15 protein-coding genes, 1 other RNA gene and 4 pseudogenes are annotated in these 17,824 nt (G+C 64.5%); 13 read left to right on the plus strand and 7 right to left on the minus strand.

Going from position 1 to position 17,824, the window contains the following annotated elements:
* Positions 1–13 precede the first annotated feature (13 nt).
* From ACSKB8_RS20870 to ssrA, 6 genes and pseudogenes are all read right to left on the minus strand, one after another.
* Positions 14–286, minus strand: a pseudogene (locus ACSKB8_RS20870) (FeoA family protein); the annotation flags it as partial.
* 115 nt (positions 287–401) lie between these two features.
* Positions 402–653 (minus strand): ribbon-helix-helix domain-containing protein, encoded by a 252-nt coding sequence (locus ACSKB8_RS20875; RefSeq protein WP_084805126.1) that lies wholly within the window; start codon positions 651–653, stop codon positions 402–404.
* Positions 650–838, minus strand: a complete 189-nt coding sequence (locus ACSKB8_RS20880; RefSeq protein WP_091879047.1) for a DUF4169 family protein — start codon at positions 836–838, stop codon at positions 650–652. Before ACSKB8_RS20880 ends, ACSKB8_RS20875 begins: the two co-directional genes overlap by 4 nt.
* A gap of 277 nt (positions 839–1,115) precedes the next feature.
* Positions 1,116–2,549: a class II fumarate hydratase gene (gene fumC / locus ACSKB8_RS20885; RefSeq protein WP_438106074.1), complete on the minus strand. Its 1,434-nt coding sequence runs from the start codon at positions 2,547–2,549 to the stop codon at positions 1,116–1,118.
* Between the two features lie 90 nt (positions 2,550–2,639).
* The gene (locus tag ACSKB8_RS20890; RefSeq protein WP_438106075.1) at positions 2,640–3,158 is read right to left on the minus strand and encodes an SspB family protein; all 519 of its coding nucleotides are present in this window, start codon (positions 3,156–3,158) and stop codon (positions 2,640–2,642) included.
* 116 nt (positions 3,159–3,274) lie between these two features.
* Positions 3,275–3,640, minus strand: a transfer-messenger RNA (tmRNA) gene (gene ssrA, locus ACSKB8_RS20895).
* A gap of 112 nt (positions 3,641–3,752) precedes the next feature.
* On the opposite strand from ssrA, the pseudogene ACSKB8_RS20900 reads away from it, so the two are divergent.
* The 11 genes and pseudogenes from ACSKB8_RS20900 to ACSKB8_RS20950 form a co-directional block, all read left to right on the plus strand.
* A pseudogene (locus ACSKB8_RS20900) lies at positions 3,753–4,039 on the plus strand (chromate transporter); the annotation flags it as partial.
* Positions 4,040–4,134: 95 nt separating this feature from the next.
* On the plus strand, positions 4,135–4,896 hold the full coding sequence (locus ACSKB8_RS20905) for a tripartite tricarboxylate transporter TctB family protein (RefSeq protein ID WP_438106077.1): 762 nt from the start codon (positions 4,135–4,137) through the stop codon (positions 4,894–4,896).
* 7 nt (positions 4,897–4,903) lie between these two features.
* Positions 4,904–6,419, plus strand: a pseudogene (locus tag ACSKB8_RS20910) (tripartite tricarboxylate transporter permease).
* 138 nt (positions 6,420–6,557) lie between these two features.
* On the plus strand, positions 6,558–7,538 hold the full coding sequence (locus tag ACSKB8_RS20915; protein WP_438106079.1) for a tripartite tricarboxylate transporter substrate binding protein BugD: 981 nt from the start codon (positions 6,558–6,560) through the stop codon (positions 7,536–7,538).
* Between the two features lie 169 nt (positions 7,539–7,707).
* Positions 7,708–8,502: a thymidylate synthase gene (locus ACSKB8_RS20920; RefSeq protein WP_438106081.1), complete on the plus strand. Its 795-nt coding sequence runs from the start codon at positions 7,708–7,710 to the stop codon at positions 8,500–8,502.
* A gap of 6 nt (positions 8,503–8,508) precedes the next feature.
* The gene (locus tag ACSKB8_RS20925) at positions 8,509–8,994 is read left to right on the plus strand and encodes an N-acetyltransferase family protein (RefSeq protein WP_438106083.1); all 486 of its coding nucleotides are present in this window, start codon (positions 8,509–8,511) and stop codon (positions 8,992–8,994) included.
* Positions 8,994–9,503: a dihydrofolate reductase gene (locus ACSKB8_RS20930; RefSeq protein ID WP_370990877.1), complete on the plus strand. Its 510-nt coding sequence runs from the start codon at positions 8,994–8,996 to the stop codon at positions 9,501–9,503. The genes ACSKB8_RS20925 and ACSKB8_RS20930 overlap by 1 nt, the downstream gene beginning before the upstream one ends.
* A 153-nt stretch (positions 9,504–9,656) precedes the next feature.
* Positions 9,657–10,793, plus strand: a complete 1,137-nt coding sequence (gene hflK / locus ACSKB8_RS20935) for an FtsH protease activity modulator HflK (protein ID WP_438106085.1) — start codon at positions 9,657–9,659, stop codon at positions 10,791–10,793.
* On the plus strand, positions 10,790–11,686 hold the full coding sequence (hflC, locus tag ACSKB8_RS20940) for a protease modulator HflC (RefSeq protein ID WP_438106086.1): 897 nt from the start codon (positions 10,790–10,792) through the stop codon (positions 11,684–11,686). The genes hflK and hflC overlap by 4 nt, the downstream gene beginning before the upstream one ends.
* A 71-nt stretch (positions 11,687–11,757) precedes the next feature.
* A complete protein-coding gene (locus ACSKB8_RS20945; protein ID WP_027560516.1) occupies positions 11,758–11,964 on the plus strand; it encodes a DUF2065 domain-containing protein in 207 nt (68 codons plus the stop codon).
* A gap of 144 nt (positions 11,965–12,108) precedes the next feature.
* Positions 12,109–13,614: a Do family serine endopeptidase gene (locus ACSKB8_RS20950; protein ID WP_128935963.1), complete on the plus strand. Its 1,506-nt coding sequence runs from the start codon at positions 12,109–12,111 to the stop codon at positions 13,612–13,614.
* 139 nt (positions 13,615–13,753) lie between these two features.
* On the opposite strand, the pseudogene serB reads toward ACSKB8_RS20950, so the two are convergent.
* Positions 13,754–14,659 (minus strand): annotated as a pseudogene (gene serB / locus ACSKB8_RS20955) (phosphoserine phosphatase SerB).
* An 11-nt stretch (positions 14,660–14,670) separates the two neighbouring features.
* Between serB and miaA the strand changes: the two are divergent.
* Together miaA and ACSKB8_RS20965 are read left to right on the plus strand one after the other, a co-directional pair.
* Positions 14,671–15,618 (plus strand): tRNA (adenosine(37)-N6)-dimethylallyltransferase MiaA, encoded by a 948-nt coding sequence (gene miaA / locus ACSKB8_RS20960; protein WP_438106088.1) that lies wholly within the window; start codon positions 14,671–14,673, stop codon positions 15,616–15,618.
* 328 nt (positions 15,619–15,946) lie between these two features.
* Complete coding sequence (locus ACSKB8_RS20965) at positions 15,947–17,722, plus strand: acetolactate synthase 3 large subunit (protein WP_438106090.1); 1,776 nt, start codon at positions 15,947–15,949, stop codon at positions 17,720–17,722.
* Positions 17,723–17,824 lie beyond the last annotated feature (102 nt).

Consider the following 17,824-nt stretch of genomic DNA (forward strand, 5'->3'; position numbering starts at 1 on the left):
CGGCCGCTATCCAAGCGACGATGATGGCCATGGCTTCGCGACGACGGACCGCGATGGTGATGTTGTCGACCCGCACGGCGATCGGGTCGCGTCCGACAAGCCCCTCATGCAGGACCTCCACCTGGGCGCCCTCGACGAAGCCGAGCTCGATCAGCCGGCTCTCGAGCTCGATGTCCGAGAGCGCCGAGCCGGCCTCGCGGGCGGACAGATGCTGGATGACGCCGGTATAGCCACGCTGGGCCAGACCCAGCGGCATGTGCGGGCGCATGTCATTGGTGTCGGTCATGCCCTGTATTTTCAATGCAGGGCATTGAGGTCAAGCGCGCTCGCCCGCCGAAGCTGCACCTTAGAGTGATTTTAAAGTGCAGATCGCGGGGCGCTCCGGGAAAGCGCTCCGGCGGCTACTGGGCCGGGACCTTTTCCGGCTGGACGGCCATGGCGCGGCTCTTGAAGTAGTCCAGGACGAACAGGCGGATCGCCGAGGACAAATTGCCCTGCTGGCGGGCGCCGTCGATCTCGCCGACGAGCTCGGACAGCGTCATGTTGCGCAGGCCCGAGATCTCCTTCATGCCGTTCCAGAACGCCTCTTCCAGGCTGACGCTGGTCTTGTGGCCGGCGACGACGATCGATCGTTTCACGACGGGCGACTTCATGGCTGCTCCTCGCGATCGATCCGGTGCTGGTCCAGATGCTCCTTCGCCTGGTCCGCCCGCTTCTCCGCCGCCGACCGCTCCGCCTTCGTGCGACCGAACTTCGCCCGGTTGGCGTCCGCCTGCTTCGCCGAGGCTTCCCGCTCGGCGCGCTTCCTGAAACGATTCAGGTTGATGACGTTCCCCATGCCGTGTCTCCATCACCCGATCCTCTCTGCGCCGGATGAAACATTCAGAAACAGGGCGCCGCATTGCGCCCCAAAAGACTTGATCGCCATTAGCTCGTCCTCGTCAATCGGCCCCTCGGGCCATCAAACGATGAATTAGCCCCGTCAAGGGCAGAGGGGCTGCGTAACACGCCGCCCCGCCGCAACATTGACGGTAATCAAATCCCGCGATCAAAGCCCTATATTTCTGCGGGTCCGGCGTCCGTATCACTACGGATGGCTATCGGAATTCGGAATTTTATCCCGGACTGGTCATCTTCTCGGGGCGTACCAGGCGGTCGAATTCATCCGCCGAGACGAAGCCGAGTCGCAGCGCCTCTTCCTTCAGCGTGGTTCCGTTGGCATGCGCCGTCTTGGCCACCTTGGCCGCATTGTCATAGCCGATTTTGGGCGCGAGCGCCGTCACCAGCATCAGCGAGCGCTGCATCAGCTCCTTGATGCGCTTCTCGTCGGCGCGGATGCCGCTGACGCAATGTTCGGTGAAGGAGCGCGCAGCGTCCGCCATCAGGCGGATCGAGTGCAGCATGTTGTAGGCCAGCACGGGCTTGAAGACGTTGAGCTCGAAATGGCCCTGGCTGCCGGCGACCGTGATCGCAGTGTGATTGCCGAACACCTGGCAGCACACCATGGTCATCGCCTCGCATTGGGTCGGATTGACCTTGCCCGGCATGATCGAGGAGCCCGGCTCGTTCTCCGGCAGGATCAGTTCGCCTAGCCCTGAGCGCGGGCCGGATCCGAGCAGGCGGATGTCGTTGGCGATCTTGAACAGGCCCGTCGCGACCGAATTGATGGCGCCGTGCGCCAGCACATAGGCATCGTTCGAGGCCAGCGCCTCGAATTTGTTGGCGGCGCTGGTGAAGGGAAGCTTCGTGATCCCGGCAACGTGCTTAGCGAACAGTTTTGCAAAGCGCGGCTTCGAGTTGAGGCCGGTGCCGACGGCGGTGCCGCCCTGCGCCAGCGGATAAAGCTCCTTCACCGCGCCCTTGAGGCGGGTGATGCCGCTCTCGACCTGCGCGGCATAGCCGGAAAACTCCTGGCCGAGCGTCAGCGGCGTCGCGTCCTGGGTGTGGGTGCGGCCGATCTTCACGATTTTGGCGAACTCCTTCTCCTTCTTACGCAGCGCGCGGAGCAGCTCACCGAGTGCAGGAACGAGATCGGCAGTGATGCGGCTCGCCGCCGCGACATGCATCGCCGTGGGAAAAGAGTCGTTCGACGACTGGCTCATGTTGACGTGATCGTTGGGATGCACCGGCTTCTTGGCGCCGAGCTCGCCGCCGAGCAGCTCGTTGGCGCGGTTGGCGATGACCTCGTTGAGGTTCATGTTGGTCTGGGTGCCCGAGCCGGTCTGCCACACCACCAGCGGGAAATGATCGTCGAGGCTGCCGTCGATCACCTCGCGCGCGGCGCGGATGATGGCATTGGCGCGGCGCTGGTCAAGCAGGCCGAGCTCGCGGTTGGACTGTGCCGCGGCGAGCTTGATGATGCCGAGGGCATGCACGAGCGAGATCGGCATGCGATCCGTCCCGATGCGGAAATTCTGCCGCGAGCGCTCGGTCTGCGCCCCCCAATAGCGGTCGGCTGCGACCTCGATCGGACCAAAACTGTCGGTCTCGGTGCGGGTGGCGGGGCGGTCGGTCTTCGAGCGAGCAGTTTCGGCCATGAGCACATCCATTCCGCCGCGCGAAATGCCGCGCGGGCCTCTTGATATGCTCTTCTATATAGGGAGTCTGGCCGTGAGCGACGGGGGCGGGCCCAACCTAGATCATTTCTTGCGGAAACGATCGAGCCGCACGACTTCGGCGCCGCCCTGGTTCGGGGCCGCCGGCTCCTCCGCGCTTTCCGCCGGCTCAGCGGCAGACGCGGGGACCGCGACGGCCGACGGTGCGGGTGCTGCCGGCAAACTCTCGGGCGCCACCTCGGCGACGTCGGAGGTGTCGAACTGGAGACCGAATTTCACGGACGGATCGAGGAAGCTCTTGATGGCGCTGAAGGGCACCACCAGCCGCTCCGGAATGCCGCCGAAGGACAGGCCGACCTCGAAACGGTCCTCGAGCACGGTCAGATCCCAGAACTGGTGCTGGAGGATGATCGTCATCTCTTCCGGATATTGCGCGAGCAATCGCGACGACAGCTTCACGCCCTCGGCCCTCGACACGAAGGTGATGAAGAAATGGTGCTCACCCGGCAGGCCATGGGCTGCGGCATCGGTCAGCACCTTGCGCAGCACGCCGCGCAGCGCGTCGCGGGCCAGCACATCGTATCGGATATGATCGGTCGCCATGGTGGTCCTGTTGCATCCCCGAAGCCGGACCCTGCCGGTCCGACTCGCCAAGCCGCAATAGTACCGCGCCTGACGGATCAGCAGGAGTCCCCGCCGTGGAAGAAATCAAAAAGCAAAGTGGAGGCTTCTGTTGCCAGGTGCCTCCGAACCCCGCCTAGCGGAGCTTAACCCGCTAGGACTTTAGAGTGGTCTTTCAAACTGCGTTACGCAGCCTGAGCAACCGGAGCAAAGTTGTCGTTGGCAACTATTGCAGTAGCCCGATAACGGCGGAACAATACCGGGAAAAAGTACGCCCTTTACGCCCTCGTCGATCCTATTTCGCCCCCGCCAAAGCCCGCTTCTAGGCCTGCCCGTGGGTGGGCTTTGGTGGAGGCGCCGGGTACCGCCCCGGGTCCGAATGGTTTATTGCGACGACCGTTTATTTCCATAGCCGGCGAACCGGCATCCCCAATATAGGGCGCAAAGCTTTCGAAAAACAGGGGTTTCGAGCGGATTGGCTGCGGTTCCCTTTGGATAGGTTCCGGCCCGTCTTGGCCGTGCCGCGACCCTCGTTCCAAGCGCCTGACATGTCCCCGGATTCAGCACCCGAGCCGCGGCGCCGCGGCGGCGGTGCCCGAGATGCACCGCATGGCGGTCGAGTTGCATCACTGGATGAGCGACAAGCCGTTCACTGACGCCTATGCGATCGCGCAGCTCTCGCCCGCTCCGAACGTGCTTATCGTGACGTTAATCGGCTACGGCGGCGAGTGCCCTGCGACCGATGGCACAATTGCTGCACTGCTCCTGACTGTGATGGTTACGGTGATCGCATCGGTTTCGCGCATAATCCACTCTGGTTCCTGCAGGCTGGGGGTTTGTTGGGTTTTGCTGGCATTGTGTGATGAAAATCGCTAGGCAGTGATCCGGGCGGGGTATCCAGTTCCAGCCGATTTAGAACAACAGTGCTCGTGACTTACGGGTCGCGGAGGAGACAGGCATGGCCGACACGATGGGCCACTCAGCGACAGCCACTCGAAACACAAAGCTGGCGCTCGGTTTTTGTCTGCTGGCGATTGCGCCGCAGATTTTCGAATTGATCTGGTCGATCGGGACGATCTTCGGCTGGGGCACCGGCCGCGGCCCGGCGACGGTCGTCACCGGCCACGCGACGGCGCTGCTCGCCGGAGCGCCCAGCGCGATCTTCGGGTCGCTCGGTGGCGGTGCCAAGAAGGTGTCGTCCGAGGTGCTGCTGGCACTGATCTATTCCTATCCGCTGTTTGTGGTGGCGCTCCTCACGCTGTTCATGACGATCCGGTCGGCGCAGGACTATGTCGGCGGCATCGTCCTGATGGCGGTCGCCCTGTTCGCGCTGTGGGCGTCGAGTGATTTGCAGGGCATGCGGGGCTTCTCCTTCGGCGCGGGGACCGCGCCGCGCATGTTCGGCGGCCTGCTGGTCGCCTTGTCCGCCGGCATCGCCCTGACGGGCCTCCTGACGGAGGGAGCCCCGCTTTCCCATTACTCCTGGCGGGGACCGCTGTTTGTGGTGGCGGCGATCCTCTTCTTTGCGCTGGCGATCCGGCCCCTCGGCCTCGTGGTCACGGCCTTCCTAAGCTTCATGATCGCGGCGACCGGATCGAACGAGACGCGCTGGCTTGAAGCGGCGATCGTCGGCGCCTGCCTGACAGTTGGTTGCGCGATCCTGTTTCCATACGTGCTCGGGCTACCGATGCCGATGTTTCCGCGTTTCCTGATTCAGTGAGGGCGTGATGGATATCTTTGCCAACCTCGCTCACGGCTTCGCCGTCGCGTTCTCTCCGATCAACCTCCTGATGTGCCTGATCGGCGCCCTGGTCGGGACGCTGGTCGGCGTGCTCCCGGGCATCGGCACCATCGCAACGGTCGCGATGCTGCTGCCGATCACCTTTGGATTGCCGCCAGTCGGCGCGCTGATCATGCTCGCCGGCATCTATTACGGCGCCCAGTACGGCGGCTCGACCACGTCGATCCTGGTCAACATACCCGGTGAGGCGACATCGGTCGTCACCGCCATCGACGGCCACCAGATGGCGAGGCAAGGCCGCGCCGGCCCGGCGCTGGCGATCGCCGCGATCGGCTCGTTCTTCGCCGGCTGCGTCGCGACCGTCTTGATTGCCGTCCTCGGCGCGCCGCTCACGAAACTCGCGCTGGCGTTCGGCCCGGCCGAATATTTCTCGCTGATGGTACTCGGCCTGATCTTCGCGGTGGTGCTGGCCAAGGGCTCGGTGCTGAAGGCGATCGCAATGATCGTATTCGGTCTGTTGCTCTCGATGGTCGGCTCGGACATCGAGACCGGCGCCTCGCGCATGGCCTTCAACATTCCGGAACTCGCCGACGGCCTCGGCTTTGCGACGGTGGCGATGGGCGTATTCGGCTTTGCCGAGATCATCCGCAATCTCGACGCCGGCGCCGAGATGAGCCGCGATCTCGTGCAGCAGAAGATTACAGGTCTGATGCCGACCAGGAAGGATCTGGTCGAACTCGACGCCCGCGATCCTGCGCGGCACCGTGCTCGGCTCGATCCTCGGCATCCTGCCCGGCGGCGGTGCGACCATCGCATCATTCGGGGCCTATACGCTCGAGAAGAAGCTCGCCAAGAATCCGTCGCGGTTCGGTCGCGGCGCGATCGAAGGCGTGGCCGGGCCGGAGAGTGCCAACAACGCCGCCGCGCAGACCTCCTTCATCCCGCTGCTCACCCTCGGCATCCCGCCGAACGCGGTGATGGCGCTGATGGTGGGCGCGATGACCATCCACGGCATCGTGCCGGGTCCGCAGGTGATGCAGAAGCAGCCGGATCTCGTCTGGGGCATGATCGCCTCGATGTGGATCGGCAATCTGATGCTGATCATCATCAACCTGCCGCTGGTCGGAATCTGGGTCCGGCTGCTGCGCGTGCCGTACCGGCTGATGTTCCCCTCGATCGTGATCTTCTGCGCGATCGGCATCTATTCGGTGAACAACGCGCCGGTCGACGTCATCCTCGCGGGTGTGTTCGGCCTCGTCGGTTACTGGCTGATCAAGCACGATTTCGAGCCGGCGCCGCTGCTGCTCGGCATGGTGCTGGGACCGCTGATGGAAGAGAATCTGCGCCGTGCGCTGCTGATCTCACGCGGCGACTGGAGCGTGTTCCTGACGCGTCCGTTGTCGGCAGTGCTGCTCGCGGTCGCGGCGACACTCCTTGTCCTTACGGTGCTGCCGGTCTTGCGCGCCAAGCGCGATGAGGTGTTCACCGAGTCCGAGAACTGAGGCGTTGCGCCCTGCGTCGGCGCCGCGCCCTGCGTCGGCGCGCCGCATTCGGAAGTCGAATCGACTTGTGTGACGGCTTCGTGAAATGAAAATGCCGGCCTTGTGGCCGGCATTTTGTTTGTTTCCCGGGAGATCGAGATGACTGTCATTCGCGCGCTTGCGGGCGCATGTGCCGCGGCGTTTGCATCGTTGTGCGTCCTTGCCGCACCGGCTGAGGCGCAGACCTTTCCGACGCGCAGCATCACCATGATCGTGCCGTTTGCGGCCGGCGGACCGACCGACGTCGTCGCCCGCATCGTCACCGCGCACATGGCGCAGACGCTGGGGCAGAGCATCATCATCGAGAACGTGGTCGGCGCCGGCGGCACCACCGCCACAACGCGCGCCGCGCGTGCGGCCAATGACGGCTATACGCTCATCACCGGACATATGGGCACGCATGCCGCCTCCGTGCCGCTCTATCCGAAACTCGCCTATCATCCCGAGAAGGACTTCGAGCCGGTCGCGCTGCTCGCGGGCACGCCGATCCTGATCCTGGCGCGCAAGGATTTTCCGCCGAAGGACCTCAAGGAGTTCGTCACCTATGTGAAGGCGAATGTGGAGAAGGTGAATGCCGCGCATGCCGGCGTCGGCTCGGTCTCGCACGCCTCATGCGAGCTTCTGCACTCCATCCTCGACATCAAACCGGTCGGTGTGCCCTTCAATGGCACGGGTCCCGCGATGAACGCGCTGGTGGCGGGACAGGTCGACTACATGTGCGACCAGATCGTCAACGCCGTCCCGCAGATCAATGCCGGCACCATCAAGGCCTATGCGATCGCAACAGCGGAGCGCAATCCGTCGCTGCCGAACGTGCCGACGACGGCGGAAGCCGGCCTGCCGGCATTCCAGGCCCAGGCCTGGAATGCGATGTTCGCACCGAAGGGAACCTCGCCGGCGGTCGTGGCGAGCCTGAACGCCGCCGCCATCAAGGCGCTCGACGACGAGACCGTGCGCAAGCGCCTGCTCGAGCTCGGCAGCGTCATTCCGGGCCCTAAGGACCGTACGCCGGAGGCGCTGGCGGCCCTCGTCAAGAACGAGATCGCGAAGTGGAGCCCGGTGCTCAAGCCGGCAACTTAGCCAGCAGTATCAAGCTGATAGGTGAGGGGCGGAATGCCGAGTTCCGCACCTTGTCGTTTGCGCCGGGAACGCTCACTTTTCCGGGTATAATCGACGCGGCAGCGAATCGCCGCTGTCGCAGCGCAGAGGCGGCCGTTAAGTTTCCCGCCTCCCCAAAGGCTCACGACACATGCACCAGTATCAGGACCTGCTCGAGCGGATTCTTTCAGACGGCGCCGAGAAGACCGATCGGACCGGCACCGGCACGCTGTCGGTGTTCGGCCACCAGATGCGCTTCAATCTGTCCGCCGGCTTTCCGATGCTGACCACCAAGCGGCTGCCGCTGAAGGCGATCGTGCATGAGCTGCTCTGGTTCCTGAAGGGCGACACCAATATCAAATATCTGCGCGACAACGGCGTCACCATCTGGGACGAATGGGCCGATGCCAATGGCGATCTCGGCCCGGTCTACGGCCATCAGTGGCGCTCCTGGCCCGCGCCTGATGGCCGCAGCATCGACCAGATCGCGAACGTCGTCGACATGATCAAGCGCAATCCGGACTCGCGCCGCCTGATCGTCTCGGCCTGGAATCCGGCCGAGGTCGACAAGATGGCGCTGCCGCCGTGCCACTGCCTGTTCCAGTTCTACGTCGCCAATGGCAGGCTGTCGTGCCAGCTCTATCAGCGCTCGGCCGACGTGTTCCTCGGCGTGCCCTTCAATATCGCCTCCTATTCACTGCTGACCATGATGGTCGCGCAAGTCACTGGGCTGAAGCCGGGCGACTTCGTGCATTCGTTCGGCGATACCCATCTCTATTCCAACCATCTGGAGCAAGCCAAGCTCCAGCTCACCCGCGCGCCGCGCGCGCTGCCGGTGGTGCGGATCAATCCCGAGGTGAAGGACATCTTCTCCTTCCGCTTCGAGGATTTCGAGCTCGTCGGCTATGATCCGCATCCGCACATCAAGGCGGAAGTTGCGGTCTAGCGTCCTATGTCGCTCAACATCCGCCGCGTGCGACCGGGAGAAGCCGGGCTCGTTCTTTCCTTCATCCGCGAGCTCGCCGAATACGAGAAGCTTTCGCACGAGGTCGAGGCGACCGAGGCTGACATCGCGGACGCGCTGTTCGGCGACAGGCCGCAACTCTATTGCGCGATCGCCGAGTGGAACGGCGAGTCGGTCGGTTTTGCGGTGTGGTTTGCGAACTTCTCCACTTTCAGCGGCCGGCACGGCATCTATCTCGAAGACCTCTATGTGCGACCGTCGCATCGGGGCAGGGGCCTCGGCAAGGCGCTGCTGGTCTATCTCGCGAAGGAATGCGTCGATAACGGCTGGTCGCGCCTGCAATGGGCGGTGCTCGACTGGAACGCGCCGTCGATCGCGTTCTACAAATCGCTCGGTGCCGTCATGATGGACGACTGGACGCTGTGTCGCGTCACCGGGCCGGCGCTGACACGGCTTGCCGGGAGCGCGTCCTGATGGAGATCGTCTTCGTTGTCGCAATCGCCGAGAACGGAATCATCGGCGCAGGCAACGCGATCCCGTGGCGCTTGAAATCCGACATGGCGCGCTTCAAGGCGCTCACGATCGGCAAGCCTGTGATCATGGGTCGCAAGACCTTCGAATCCCTGCGCCGTCCGCTGCCGGGCCGCACCAACATCGTGATCACGCGCGATGCGGGTTATCGCGCTATCGGGGCCATCGTCACGACATCGGCGGCGGATGCAAACGAGGTTGCGCGGGGCGACGCCCTGCGGCGTTCGGTCGCCGAGATCGCGGTGATCGGCGGCGCCGAGATCTATCGGCAGTTGCTCGATCGCGCCGATCGGCTCGAAATCACTGAAGTGCATGCGCGGCCTGAAGGCGACACGCATTTCGACATCGACAAGGCGGAGTGGGATGAGGTGGCACGCATCCGTCATCCTGCCGGCCCCGACGACAGCGCCGACTTCTCCTATGTGACATATCGTCGGCGGGCGGGCCATTAACCGCATTCGCCAATGTTTACATTGACTTTTTCGTGCCCGAGCATAGCTCGGAAGACAGTCAGGGCTGCGTTGTAAGGGACCTGCCTGTCCCCTATAAAGCCGGACCGGACAAGCGGGCGGGGGTCATTTCCACCCTGCCGAGGAGAGCGTCGTATGCCGTGGAAGAATCAGGGCGGTGGCCCGTGGGGCTCGGGTCCAAAGGGACCATGGGGCTCAGGCCCGCAACCGGTCGGGCCGAGGCCGCCGGATCTGGAAGACCTTCTGCGACGCGGCCAGGACCGCCTCCAGCAGATCATGCCCGGCGGCTATTTCTCCGGCCTCGGCATCACGCTGATCATCCTGCTCATCGTCGCGTTCTGGCTGCTATCGGGCTTTTTCCGCGTGCAGTCCGAAGAGCTCGGCGTCGTGCTCCGCTTCGGCAAGCACGTCCGCACGGTGCAGCCGGGCCTGAATTACCATCTGCCCTATCCGATCGAGACAGTACTGCTGCCCAAGGCGCTACGCGTCAACACTATCTCCATCGGCATGACGCTGATCGACGATCCGGCGCGGCGCGGCCGCTCCATACGTGACGTCCCGGAAGAGAGCCTGATGCTGACCGGCGACGAAAACATCGTTGACGTCGACTTCACCGTGCTCTGGCGCATCAAGCCGGATGGCGTCGGCGACTTCCTCTTCAACATCCAGAATCCCGAAGGCACCGTGAAGGCAGTCGCCGAGAGCGCGATGCGCGAGGTGATTGGCCGCTCGCAGATCCAGCCGATCCTGACCGGCGCGCGCAATGTCACCGAACAGGGCGTGCAGGAGCTGATCCAGAAGACCCTCGACAGCTATGGCGCGGGCATTCTCATCACCCAGGTCCAGATGCAGAAGGTCGATCCGCCGGCGCAGGTGATCGACGCCTTCCGCGACGTGCAGGCTGCGCGCGCCAATCTCGAGCAGCTGCAAAACGAGGCGCAGACCTACGCCAACCAGGTGGTCCCGCAGGCGCGCGGACGGGCGGCCAAGATCCTCCAGGACGCCGAAGGCTACAAGGAGCAGGCGGTCGCCGAGGCCAAGGGCCAGAGCGCGCGCTTCCTGAAAGTGTACGACGAATACAAGAAGGCGCCCGACGTGACGCGAGAACGGATTTATCTGGAGACGATGGAGCGCGTGCTCGGCGGCGCCGATAAGCTCGTCTATGACGGTGGCCCCTCGGGCCAAGGCGTCGTGCCCTATCTGCCGCTTCCCGAACTGGCGCCCAAGCGGGCACCTATGACCGGTCCGCAGTCGAGCGGAGGCAGCCGATGAGGTCTCCGGTTACAGGTTTCGTCTCGCTGCTCGGGCTGCTTCTGATCCTGATCGTGGCCTACATGTCGCTGTTCACGGTGCAGCAGACCGAGCAGACCATCGTGCTCCAGTTCGGCAAGCCTGTCGACGTCGTCACCGTGCCCGGCCTGCATTTCAAGGCGCCGTGGAATTCGGTGATCAACATCGACAAGCGGATCCTCGACCTGGAGAACCCGTCGCAGGAAGCGATCGCCTCCGACCAGAAGCGGCTGGTGGTCGATGCCTTCGCGCGCTACCGCATCAAGGACGCGCTGCGCTTCTATCAGAGTGTCGGCTCGATCCAGGCTGCCAACATTCAGCTGACCACGCTCCTGAACGCGGCGCTGCGCCGCGTGCTCGGCGAGGTTAGCTTCATCAACGTGGTGCGCGACGACCGCGAAAAGCTGATGCTGCGTATCCGCGATCAGCTCGACCGCGAGGCCGATGGCTACGGCATTCAGGTCGTCGATGTCCGGATCCGCCGCGCCGACCTGCCCGAGCAGAACAGCCAGGCGGTCTACCAGCGCATGAAAACCGAGCGTGAGCGCGAGGCCGCCGAGTTCCGTGCACAGGGTGGCCAGAAGGCTCAGGAGATCAAGTCCAAGGCAGACCGCGAGGCGACCGTCATCGTCGCAGAAGCCAATTCGCAGGCTGAGCAGACCCGCGGTGCGGGCGATGCAGAGCGCAACCGCCTGTTTGCGGAAGCCTACAGCAAGGACGCCGACTTCTTCGCCTTCTACCGGTCGATGACGGCCTATGAGAACGGGTTGCGTTCGAACGACACCCGCTTCCTGTTGCGGCCGGACTCGGATTTCTTCCGGTACTTCGGTAGCCCGTCCGGCAAGACGGCGACCGAGACGCCGGCAAAGCCGTAAGCTAGACAAGGGCGGCCGGTCTGGCCGCCCTTTGTCCAGACAAGAACAGCATAACGGGAGGTTCCATTCCGATGAGGTCCATTGCGTTCGCCGACTTCCTCATCGGCCTAGGCATCCTGTTCGTGCTCGAAGGCTTGATGTTCGCGGCAAGTCCCAACTGGATGCGCAAGGCCATGAAGAGCGCCATCGCCACGCCGGACAACATCCTGCGGGCGGTCGGGATCGGTTCGGCCGTGGCCGGCCTGATCCTGATCTGGGTAATGCGGCGCCCGGTTTAGGCGTCATGCCAACGTCAAAGTGAAGGCGAACGACTGGTTTTCGCCGTATTATCGGGGTGTTGAGACCCGTTAAGCTCTGCGCTTGCGCCGTCCCCCCGTTCGAGCGCAGTCTGGCGCCGAACCCCCTATTCTCTGGAGATCACAATGACCGCTGCCACCATTGCCCCGTCCCGCTTGCGCCATTGGGTGCGAACTGGGCTGGCCGCGCTCGCCATCGGTGCCTTCGGCGCATTCGGCACGCCGGCTCATGCGCGTGGACCGGACGGCATCGCCGACGTCGCCGAGAAGGTGATCGACGCGGTCGTCAACATCTCCACGTCGCAGACCGTCGATGCCAAGGGCGGCGGCAGCAACACCATGCCGCAACTGCCGCCCGGCTCGCCATTCGAGGAGTTCTTCGACGACTTCTTCAAGAACCGCAGGGGTCCCGGCGGTGGCAGCAAAGGCGGTGACAACAACCCGCCGCGCAAGACCAATTCGCTCGGCTCCGGTTTCATCATCGACACATCAGGCGTGGTCGTCACCAACAACCACGTCATTGCCGATGCCGACGAGATCCACGTCATTCTCAACGATGGAACCAAGATCAAGGCCGAACTGGTCGGCGTCGACAAGAAGACCGACCTCGCCGTGCTCAAGATCAAGCCGCCGAAGCCGTTGGTCGCGGTGAAGTTCGGCGACTCCGACAAGCTGCGCCTCGGCGACTGGGTGGTCGCGATCGGCAACCCCTTCAGTCTCGGTGGCACGGTGACGGCCGGTATCGTCTCGGCCAAGAACCGCGACATCTCCTCAGGGCCATATGACAGCTACATCCAGACCGACGCCTCCATCAACCGCGGCAATTCCGGCGGCCCGCTGTTCAACCTCGACGGTGACGTCATCGGCGTCAACACGCTGATCATCTCGCCCTCCGGCGGCTCCATCGGCATCGGCTTCGCCGTGCCGTCGAAGACCGTCGTGGGCGTCGTCGACCAGCTCCGGCAGTTCGGCGAGCTGCGCCGCGGCTGGTTAGGGGTGCGCATCCAGAGCGTCACCGACGAGATCGCCGAGAGCCTCAGCATCAAGCCCGCGCGTGGCGCGCTGATCGCCGGCGTCGACGACAAGGGCCCGGCCAAGCCCGCCGGCATCGAGCCCGGCGACGTCGTCGTCAAGTTCGACGGCAAGGACGTCAAGGACCCGAAGGACCTGTCCCGCGTCGTCGCCGACACGGCGGTCGGCAAGGAGGTCGACGTGATCATCATCCGCAAGGGTCAGGAGCAGACCAAGAAGGTCACGCTCGGCCGCCTCCAGGATCCCGAGAAGGTTCAGGCCGCGGTGAAGACCGACGAACCCGCGCCCGAGAAGCCGGTAACGCAGAAGGCGCTCGGTCTCGATCTGGCGACGCTGAGCAAGGATCTGCGCACGCGCTACAAGATCAAGGACACCGTCAAGGGCGTGGTCGTCACCAGTGTCGACGCCAATTCCGACGCCGCCGAGAAGCGGCTGTCCGCCGGTGACGTCATCGTCGAGGTGGCGCAGGAGGCGGTGTCGAGCGGCGCCGAGATCCAGAAGCGGGTCGACCAGCTCAAGAAGGACGGCAAGAAGTCAGTGCTGCTGCTCGTCTCCAATGCCGACGGCGAGCTGCGCTTCGTGGCGCTGAGCGTGCAGTAGGAGATGCTTAGTCCCACGCTCACTGTCATGCCCCGCGAAGGCGGGGCATCCCGTACGCCGCGGCCTCTCCGTATCCTCGCATGGTCTCTGGAATACTGGATCACCCGTTTTCGCGGGTGATGACAGCTGAGAGGAGGCTCTAAGCCTCCACGAACTCCTCGCGCCGATATCCCTGCGCATAGAGCAGCGCGGTGAGATCGCCGTGATCGATCCGCGCCGCCGCAGCAGCCAGCCACCGCCGGCTTGGCATGATACGCCACGCCCAGCCCGGCCGCCTGGATCATCCCGAGGTCATTGGCGCCGTCGCCGACCACGACCGACTCGAGGTCGTCGAGATCGAACGATTCCATCAGATCCACCAGCGTCGCGAGTTTCGCGGCGCGGCCCAAGATCGGTTGCTTCACCTCGCCGGTGAACTTGCCGTCGCGCACCACGAGCTCGTTGGCGCGGTTTTCCTGGAAGCCGAGCTTGGCGGCGACCGCGGTCGTGAACAGCGTGAACCCGCCCGAGACGAGGCAGGTGTAGGCGCCGTGCGCGCGCATGGTCGCGACCAGCTCACGGCCGCCTGGGGTCAGCGTGATGCGCTTGGCCAGCACCTCGTCGACCGCGCTGGCGGGCAGATCCTTGAGCAGCGCAACGCGCTCGCGCAGCGCCGGCTCGAACTCGATCTCGCCGCGCATCGCGCGTTCGGTGATGGCGGCCACATGCGCCTTCACCCCGACGAAGTCGGCGAGCTCGTCGATGCATTCCTGGCCGATCATGGTGGAATCCATGTCGGCGAGAAAAGCTTCTTGCGCCGGAAGCCGACTGGCTGCACGACGATGTCGATGGGCAGGTCGCCGCGAAGCTCGCGGAGCCGCTGCTCGATGGCGTGGCGGTCGCCTTCGAGGTTACTGTCGGCGCCGAAGGGAATGTCGACCGCAACCCCGTCGAACAGCCAGTGCGCGGGAGCTGCCTTTGGCAGCACGGCGCGGGCGCCGTCGACGATGGTAGAGTCGAGCGCAGGATTGTCGGGATTGCAGATCAGCGTGGCGACGAGAGACATTTGAGGTTTTCGTGAGCGAGGGGCAAGTCAGCGGAGGGCATGTTGGCAAGGCCGTGCTTATCGCAGGCCCGACCGCCAGCGGCAAGTCGGCGCTGGCGCTCGAGCTTGCGCTCGCCACCGGCGGTGTCGTCATCAACGCCGATTCCATGCAGGTCTACCGCGACCTGCGCATCATCACGGCACGGCCGACAGGGGCGGATGAGGCGCTCGTGCCGCATCGTCTCTACGGCCACGTCGATGCGGCCGTGAATTTCTCGGCTGGTGCCTGGGTGAGCGACGCGGCGAAGGTGCTGGAAGCGGCGACGGCCGATGGCCGCCTGCCGATCTTCATCGGCGGCACCGGGCTCTATTTCAAGGCACTGACGGCGGGCCTTTCCGTGGTGCCGCCAATTCCCGCTGAGGTGCGCGAGGACGTGCGCGCGCGGCTGGAACGGAACGGCGTCGAGGCGCTGCACGCGGAACTCGCACACCGCGATCCGCGCGCGGCCGAACGATCGAATCTGCGCGACCGCACCCGGATCGCGCGCGCGCTCGAAGTGGTCGAGGCGACCGGCCGTTCGCTGCTCGACTGGCACGGCGAGGGCCAGCCGCCGTTGCTGCCGAAGGATAGTTTTCGCGCGGTGTTTCTCGCCCCCGAGCGCGACGAGCTCTATGCCCGCATCGATGCCCGCTTCGATGCCATGCTAGGCGCCGGCGCGCTGAGGGAGGTCGAGCGGCTCGCCGCCAGACACCTCGATCCGCTGCTGCCGGCCATGAAGGCCCATGGCGTGCCGGCGCTGATCCGGCATCTGCGCGGCGAGCTCAGCCTGGACGAAGCAGCCACAATCGGCCGTGCCGACACCCGCCATTACGCCAAGCGCCAGTTCACCTGGTTCCGGCACCAATTGCCCGAGTTCGAATGGGTCAAGCCGGAGGAGGCGAGGGGATGGCTCGCGGCGGCGACTGCGGACGCCGACTGACGTGCTTTTGTGCCCGGTTCCCGAATTTACCTCTCGCCGAACCCCGGGAACCCCGCTACACTGCCAAAATCGCGCGGGAACGGCCGCATTGCCTTGACATCCAGGCTTTGGCCGCTATGTTTCGCGCAACCTTTGGGAAGCCGGGCGCCTGCCATGCGTAACATTATTACCAAACTCCTTATCGCCGTCGTACCCAGGCACACCGCCGGGGGTGGCGAGCTGCCATCCACAAGACAGGCGGTGTGCGTGGGCCCTCTTCGGGGCCTTTTTTATTTCCCGAACCCGACACGAACGAAGCCGCTGACAACAGCGCATCCGGAGCAAGCCAATGAGCGACAAGAGCCACGATCCGAACCAGATGACCGGCGCCGCGATGATCGTCCGCGCGCTCATCGATCACGGCGTGACCGACATTTTCGGCTATCCCGGCGGCGCGGTGCTTCCGATCTATGACGAGATCTTCCAGCAGAGCGAGGTCCAGCACATCCTGGTCCGCCATGAGCAGGGCGCGGGCCACGCCGCCGAGGGTTATGCGCGCTCGACCGGTAAGCCGGGCGTCGCCCTGGTGACTTCCGGCCCCGGCGCCACCAACATGGTGACGCCGCTGACCGACGCATTGATGGACTCGATCCCGCTGGTCTGCATCTCCGGCCAGGTGCCGACGCATCTGATCGGCAACGATGCCTTCCAGGAATGCGACACCGTCGGCATCACGCGCCCCTGCACCAAGCACAATTGGCTGGTGCGCGACGTCAACGATCTCGCCAAGGTGCTGCACGAGGCGTTCTACGTCGCGACCTCCGGCCGGCCGGGCCCGGTGCTGGTCGACGTTCCCAAGGACGTGCAGTTCGCGACCGGCACCTATCATCCGCCGCGCAAGTCCGACGTGCATCGTTCCTATGCGCCGCGCGTGAAGGGCGATGCGACGCAGATCCGCAAGGCGGTGGCGCTGCTCGCGAACGCCAAGCGCCCGGTGATCTACAGCGGCGGCGGCGTCATCAATTCCGGCCCCGAGGCGACCAAGCTCTTGCGCGAGCTGGTCGAGGTCACCGGCTTCCCGATCACCTCCACGCTGATGGGCTTGGGTGCATATCCGGCTTCGGGCAAGAACTGGCTCGGCATGCTCGGCATGCACGGCACTTACGAAGCCAACATGACCATGCATGATTGCGACGTCATGCTGTGCGTCGGCGCGCGCTTCGACGACCGCATCACCGGCCGCGTCGACGCGTTCTCGCCAGGCTCGAAGAAGATCCACATCGATATCGACCCGTCCTCGATCAACAAGAACATCCGCGTCGACGTGCCGATCATCGGCGATTGCGGCAACATCCTCGGCGACATCCTCCAGGTGTTCAAGGCGGAGGCGAGGAAGCCCGACATCAAGTCGTGGTGGCAGCAGATCGCGCAGTGGCGTGCCCGCAACTCGCTCTACTACAAGAAGAGCAACGACGTCATCCTGCCGCAGCACGCGATCCAGAGCCTGTTCGAGCTGACGCGTGGCAAGGATACCTACATCACGACCGAGGTCGGCCAGCATCAGATGTGGGCGGCGCAGTTCTACGGCTTCGAGGAGCCGCATCGCTGGATGACGTCGGGCGGTCTCGGCACCATGGGCTACGGCCTGCCGGCGGCGATCGGTGTGCAGGTGGCCCATCCCGACAGCCTCGTCATCGACATCGCGGGTGATGCCTCGGTGCAGATGACGATGCAGGAGATGTCGACGGCAGTGCAGTACGAGCTGCCGATCAAGATCTTCATCCTGAACAACCAGTATATGGGCATGGTGCGGCAGTGGCAGCAGCTGCTGCATGGCAACCGCCTGTCGCATTCCTATTCGGAGGCGCTGCCGGATTTCGTCAAGCTCGCCGAAGCCTATGGCGGCGTCGGCCTCCAGGTGCACAAGCCCGCCGATCTCGAGGGTGCCATCAAGGAGATGATCGCGGTCAAGCGCCCGGTGCTGTTCGACTGCCGCGTCGCCGCGCTGGAAAACTGCTTCCCGATGATCCCCTCCGGCAAGGCGCATAACGAGATGCTGTTGCCTGAGCAGGCCAACGACGAGGCTACCGCGAAGGCATTCGCCGCCGGCAAGGCGCTGGTGTGAGCGCGATGATCACAAGCTCCGCTGTCATCGCCCGGCTCGACCGGGCGATCCAGTACGCCGCGGCCTGCGTGAAAAATCCCGGCCGGTGAACGCTGAATGCCC

This window comes from Bradyrhizobium sp. BR 1432, from assembly GCF_051547705.1.
GTDB lineage: Bacteria > Pseudomonadota > Alphaproteobacteria > Rhizobiales > Xanthobacteraceae > Bradyrhizobium > Bradyrhizobium zhanjiangense.

What these genes read in the sequence shown, in the direction of transcription:
- hflC (WP_438106086.1), top strand. Translation starts at nt 10,790, where the DNA reads ATGAGGTCTCCGGTTACAGGTTTCGTCTCGCTGCTCGGGCTGCTTCTG.
- ACSKB8_RS20880 (WP_091879047.1), bottom strand. Translation starts at nt 838, where the DNA reads ATGGGGAACGTCATCAACCTGAATCGTTTCAGGAAGCGCGCCGAGCGG.
- ACSKB8_RS20890 (WP_438106075.1), bottom strand. Translation starts at nt 3,158, where the DNA reads ATGGCGACCGATCATATCCGATACGATGTGCTGGCCCGCGACGCGCTG.
- hflK (WP_438106085.1), top strand. Translation starts at nt 9,657, where the DNA reads ATGCCGTGGAAGAATCAGGGCGGTGGCCCGTGGGGCTCGGGTCCAAAG.
- ACSKB8_RS20905 (WP_438106077.1), top strand. Translation starts at nt 4,135, where the DNA reads ATGGCCGACACGATGGGCCACTCAGCGACAGCCACTCGAAACACAAAG.
- ACSKB8_RS20965 (WP_438106090.1), top strand. Translation starts at nt 15,947, where the DNA reads ATGAGCGACAAGAGCCACGATCCGAACCAGATGACCGGCGCCGCGATG.
- ACSKB8_RS20925 (WP_438106083.1), top strand. Translation starts at nt 8,509, where the DNA reads ATGTCGCTCAACATCCGCCGCGTGCGACCGGGAGAAGCCGGGCTCGTT.
- ACSKB8_RS20950 (WP_128935963.1), top strand. Translation starts at nt 12,109, where the DNA reads ATGACCGCTGCCACCATTGCCCCGTCCCGCTTGCGCCATTGGGTGCGA.
- fumC (WP_438106074.1), bottom strand. Translation starts at nt 2,549, where the DNA reads ATGGATGTGCTCATGGCCGAAACTGCTCGCTCGAAGACCGACCGCCCC.
- ACSKB8_RS20945 (WP_027560516.1), top strand. Translation starts at nt 11,758, where the DNA reads ATGAGGTCCATTGCGTTCGCCGACTTCCTCATCGGCCTAGGCATCCTG.
- ACSKB8_RS20915 (WP_438106079.1), top strand. Translation starts at nt 6,558, where the DNA reads ATGACTGTCATTCGCGCGCTTGCGGGCGCATGTGCCGCGGCGTTTGCA.
- ACSKB8_RS20930 (WP_370990877.1), top strand. Translation starts at nt 8,994, where the DNA reads ATGGAGATCGTCTTCGTTGTCGCAATCGCCGAGAACGGAATCATCGGC.
- ACSKB8_RS20875 (WP_084805126.1), bottom strand. Translation starts at nt 653, where the DNA reads ATGAAGTCGCCCGTCGTGAAACGATCGATCGTCGTCGCCGGCCACAAG.
- ACSKB8_RS20920 (WP_438106081.1), top strand. Translation starts at nt 7,708, where the DNA reads ATGCACCAGTATCAGGACCTGCTCGAGCGGATTCTTTCAGACGGCGCC.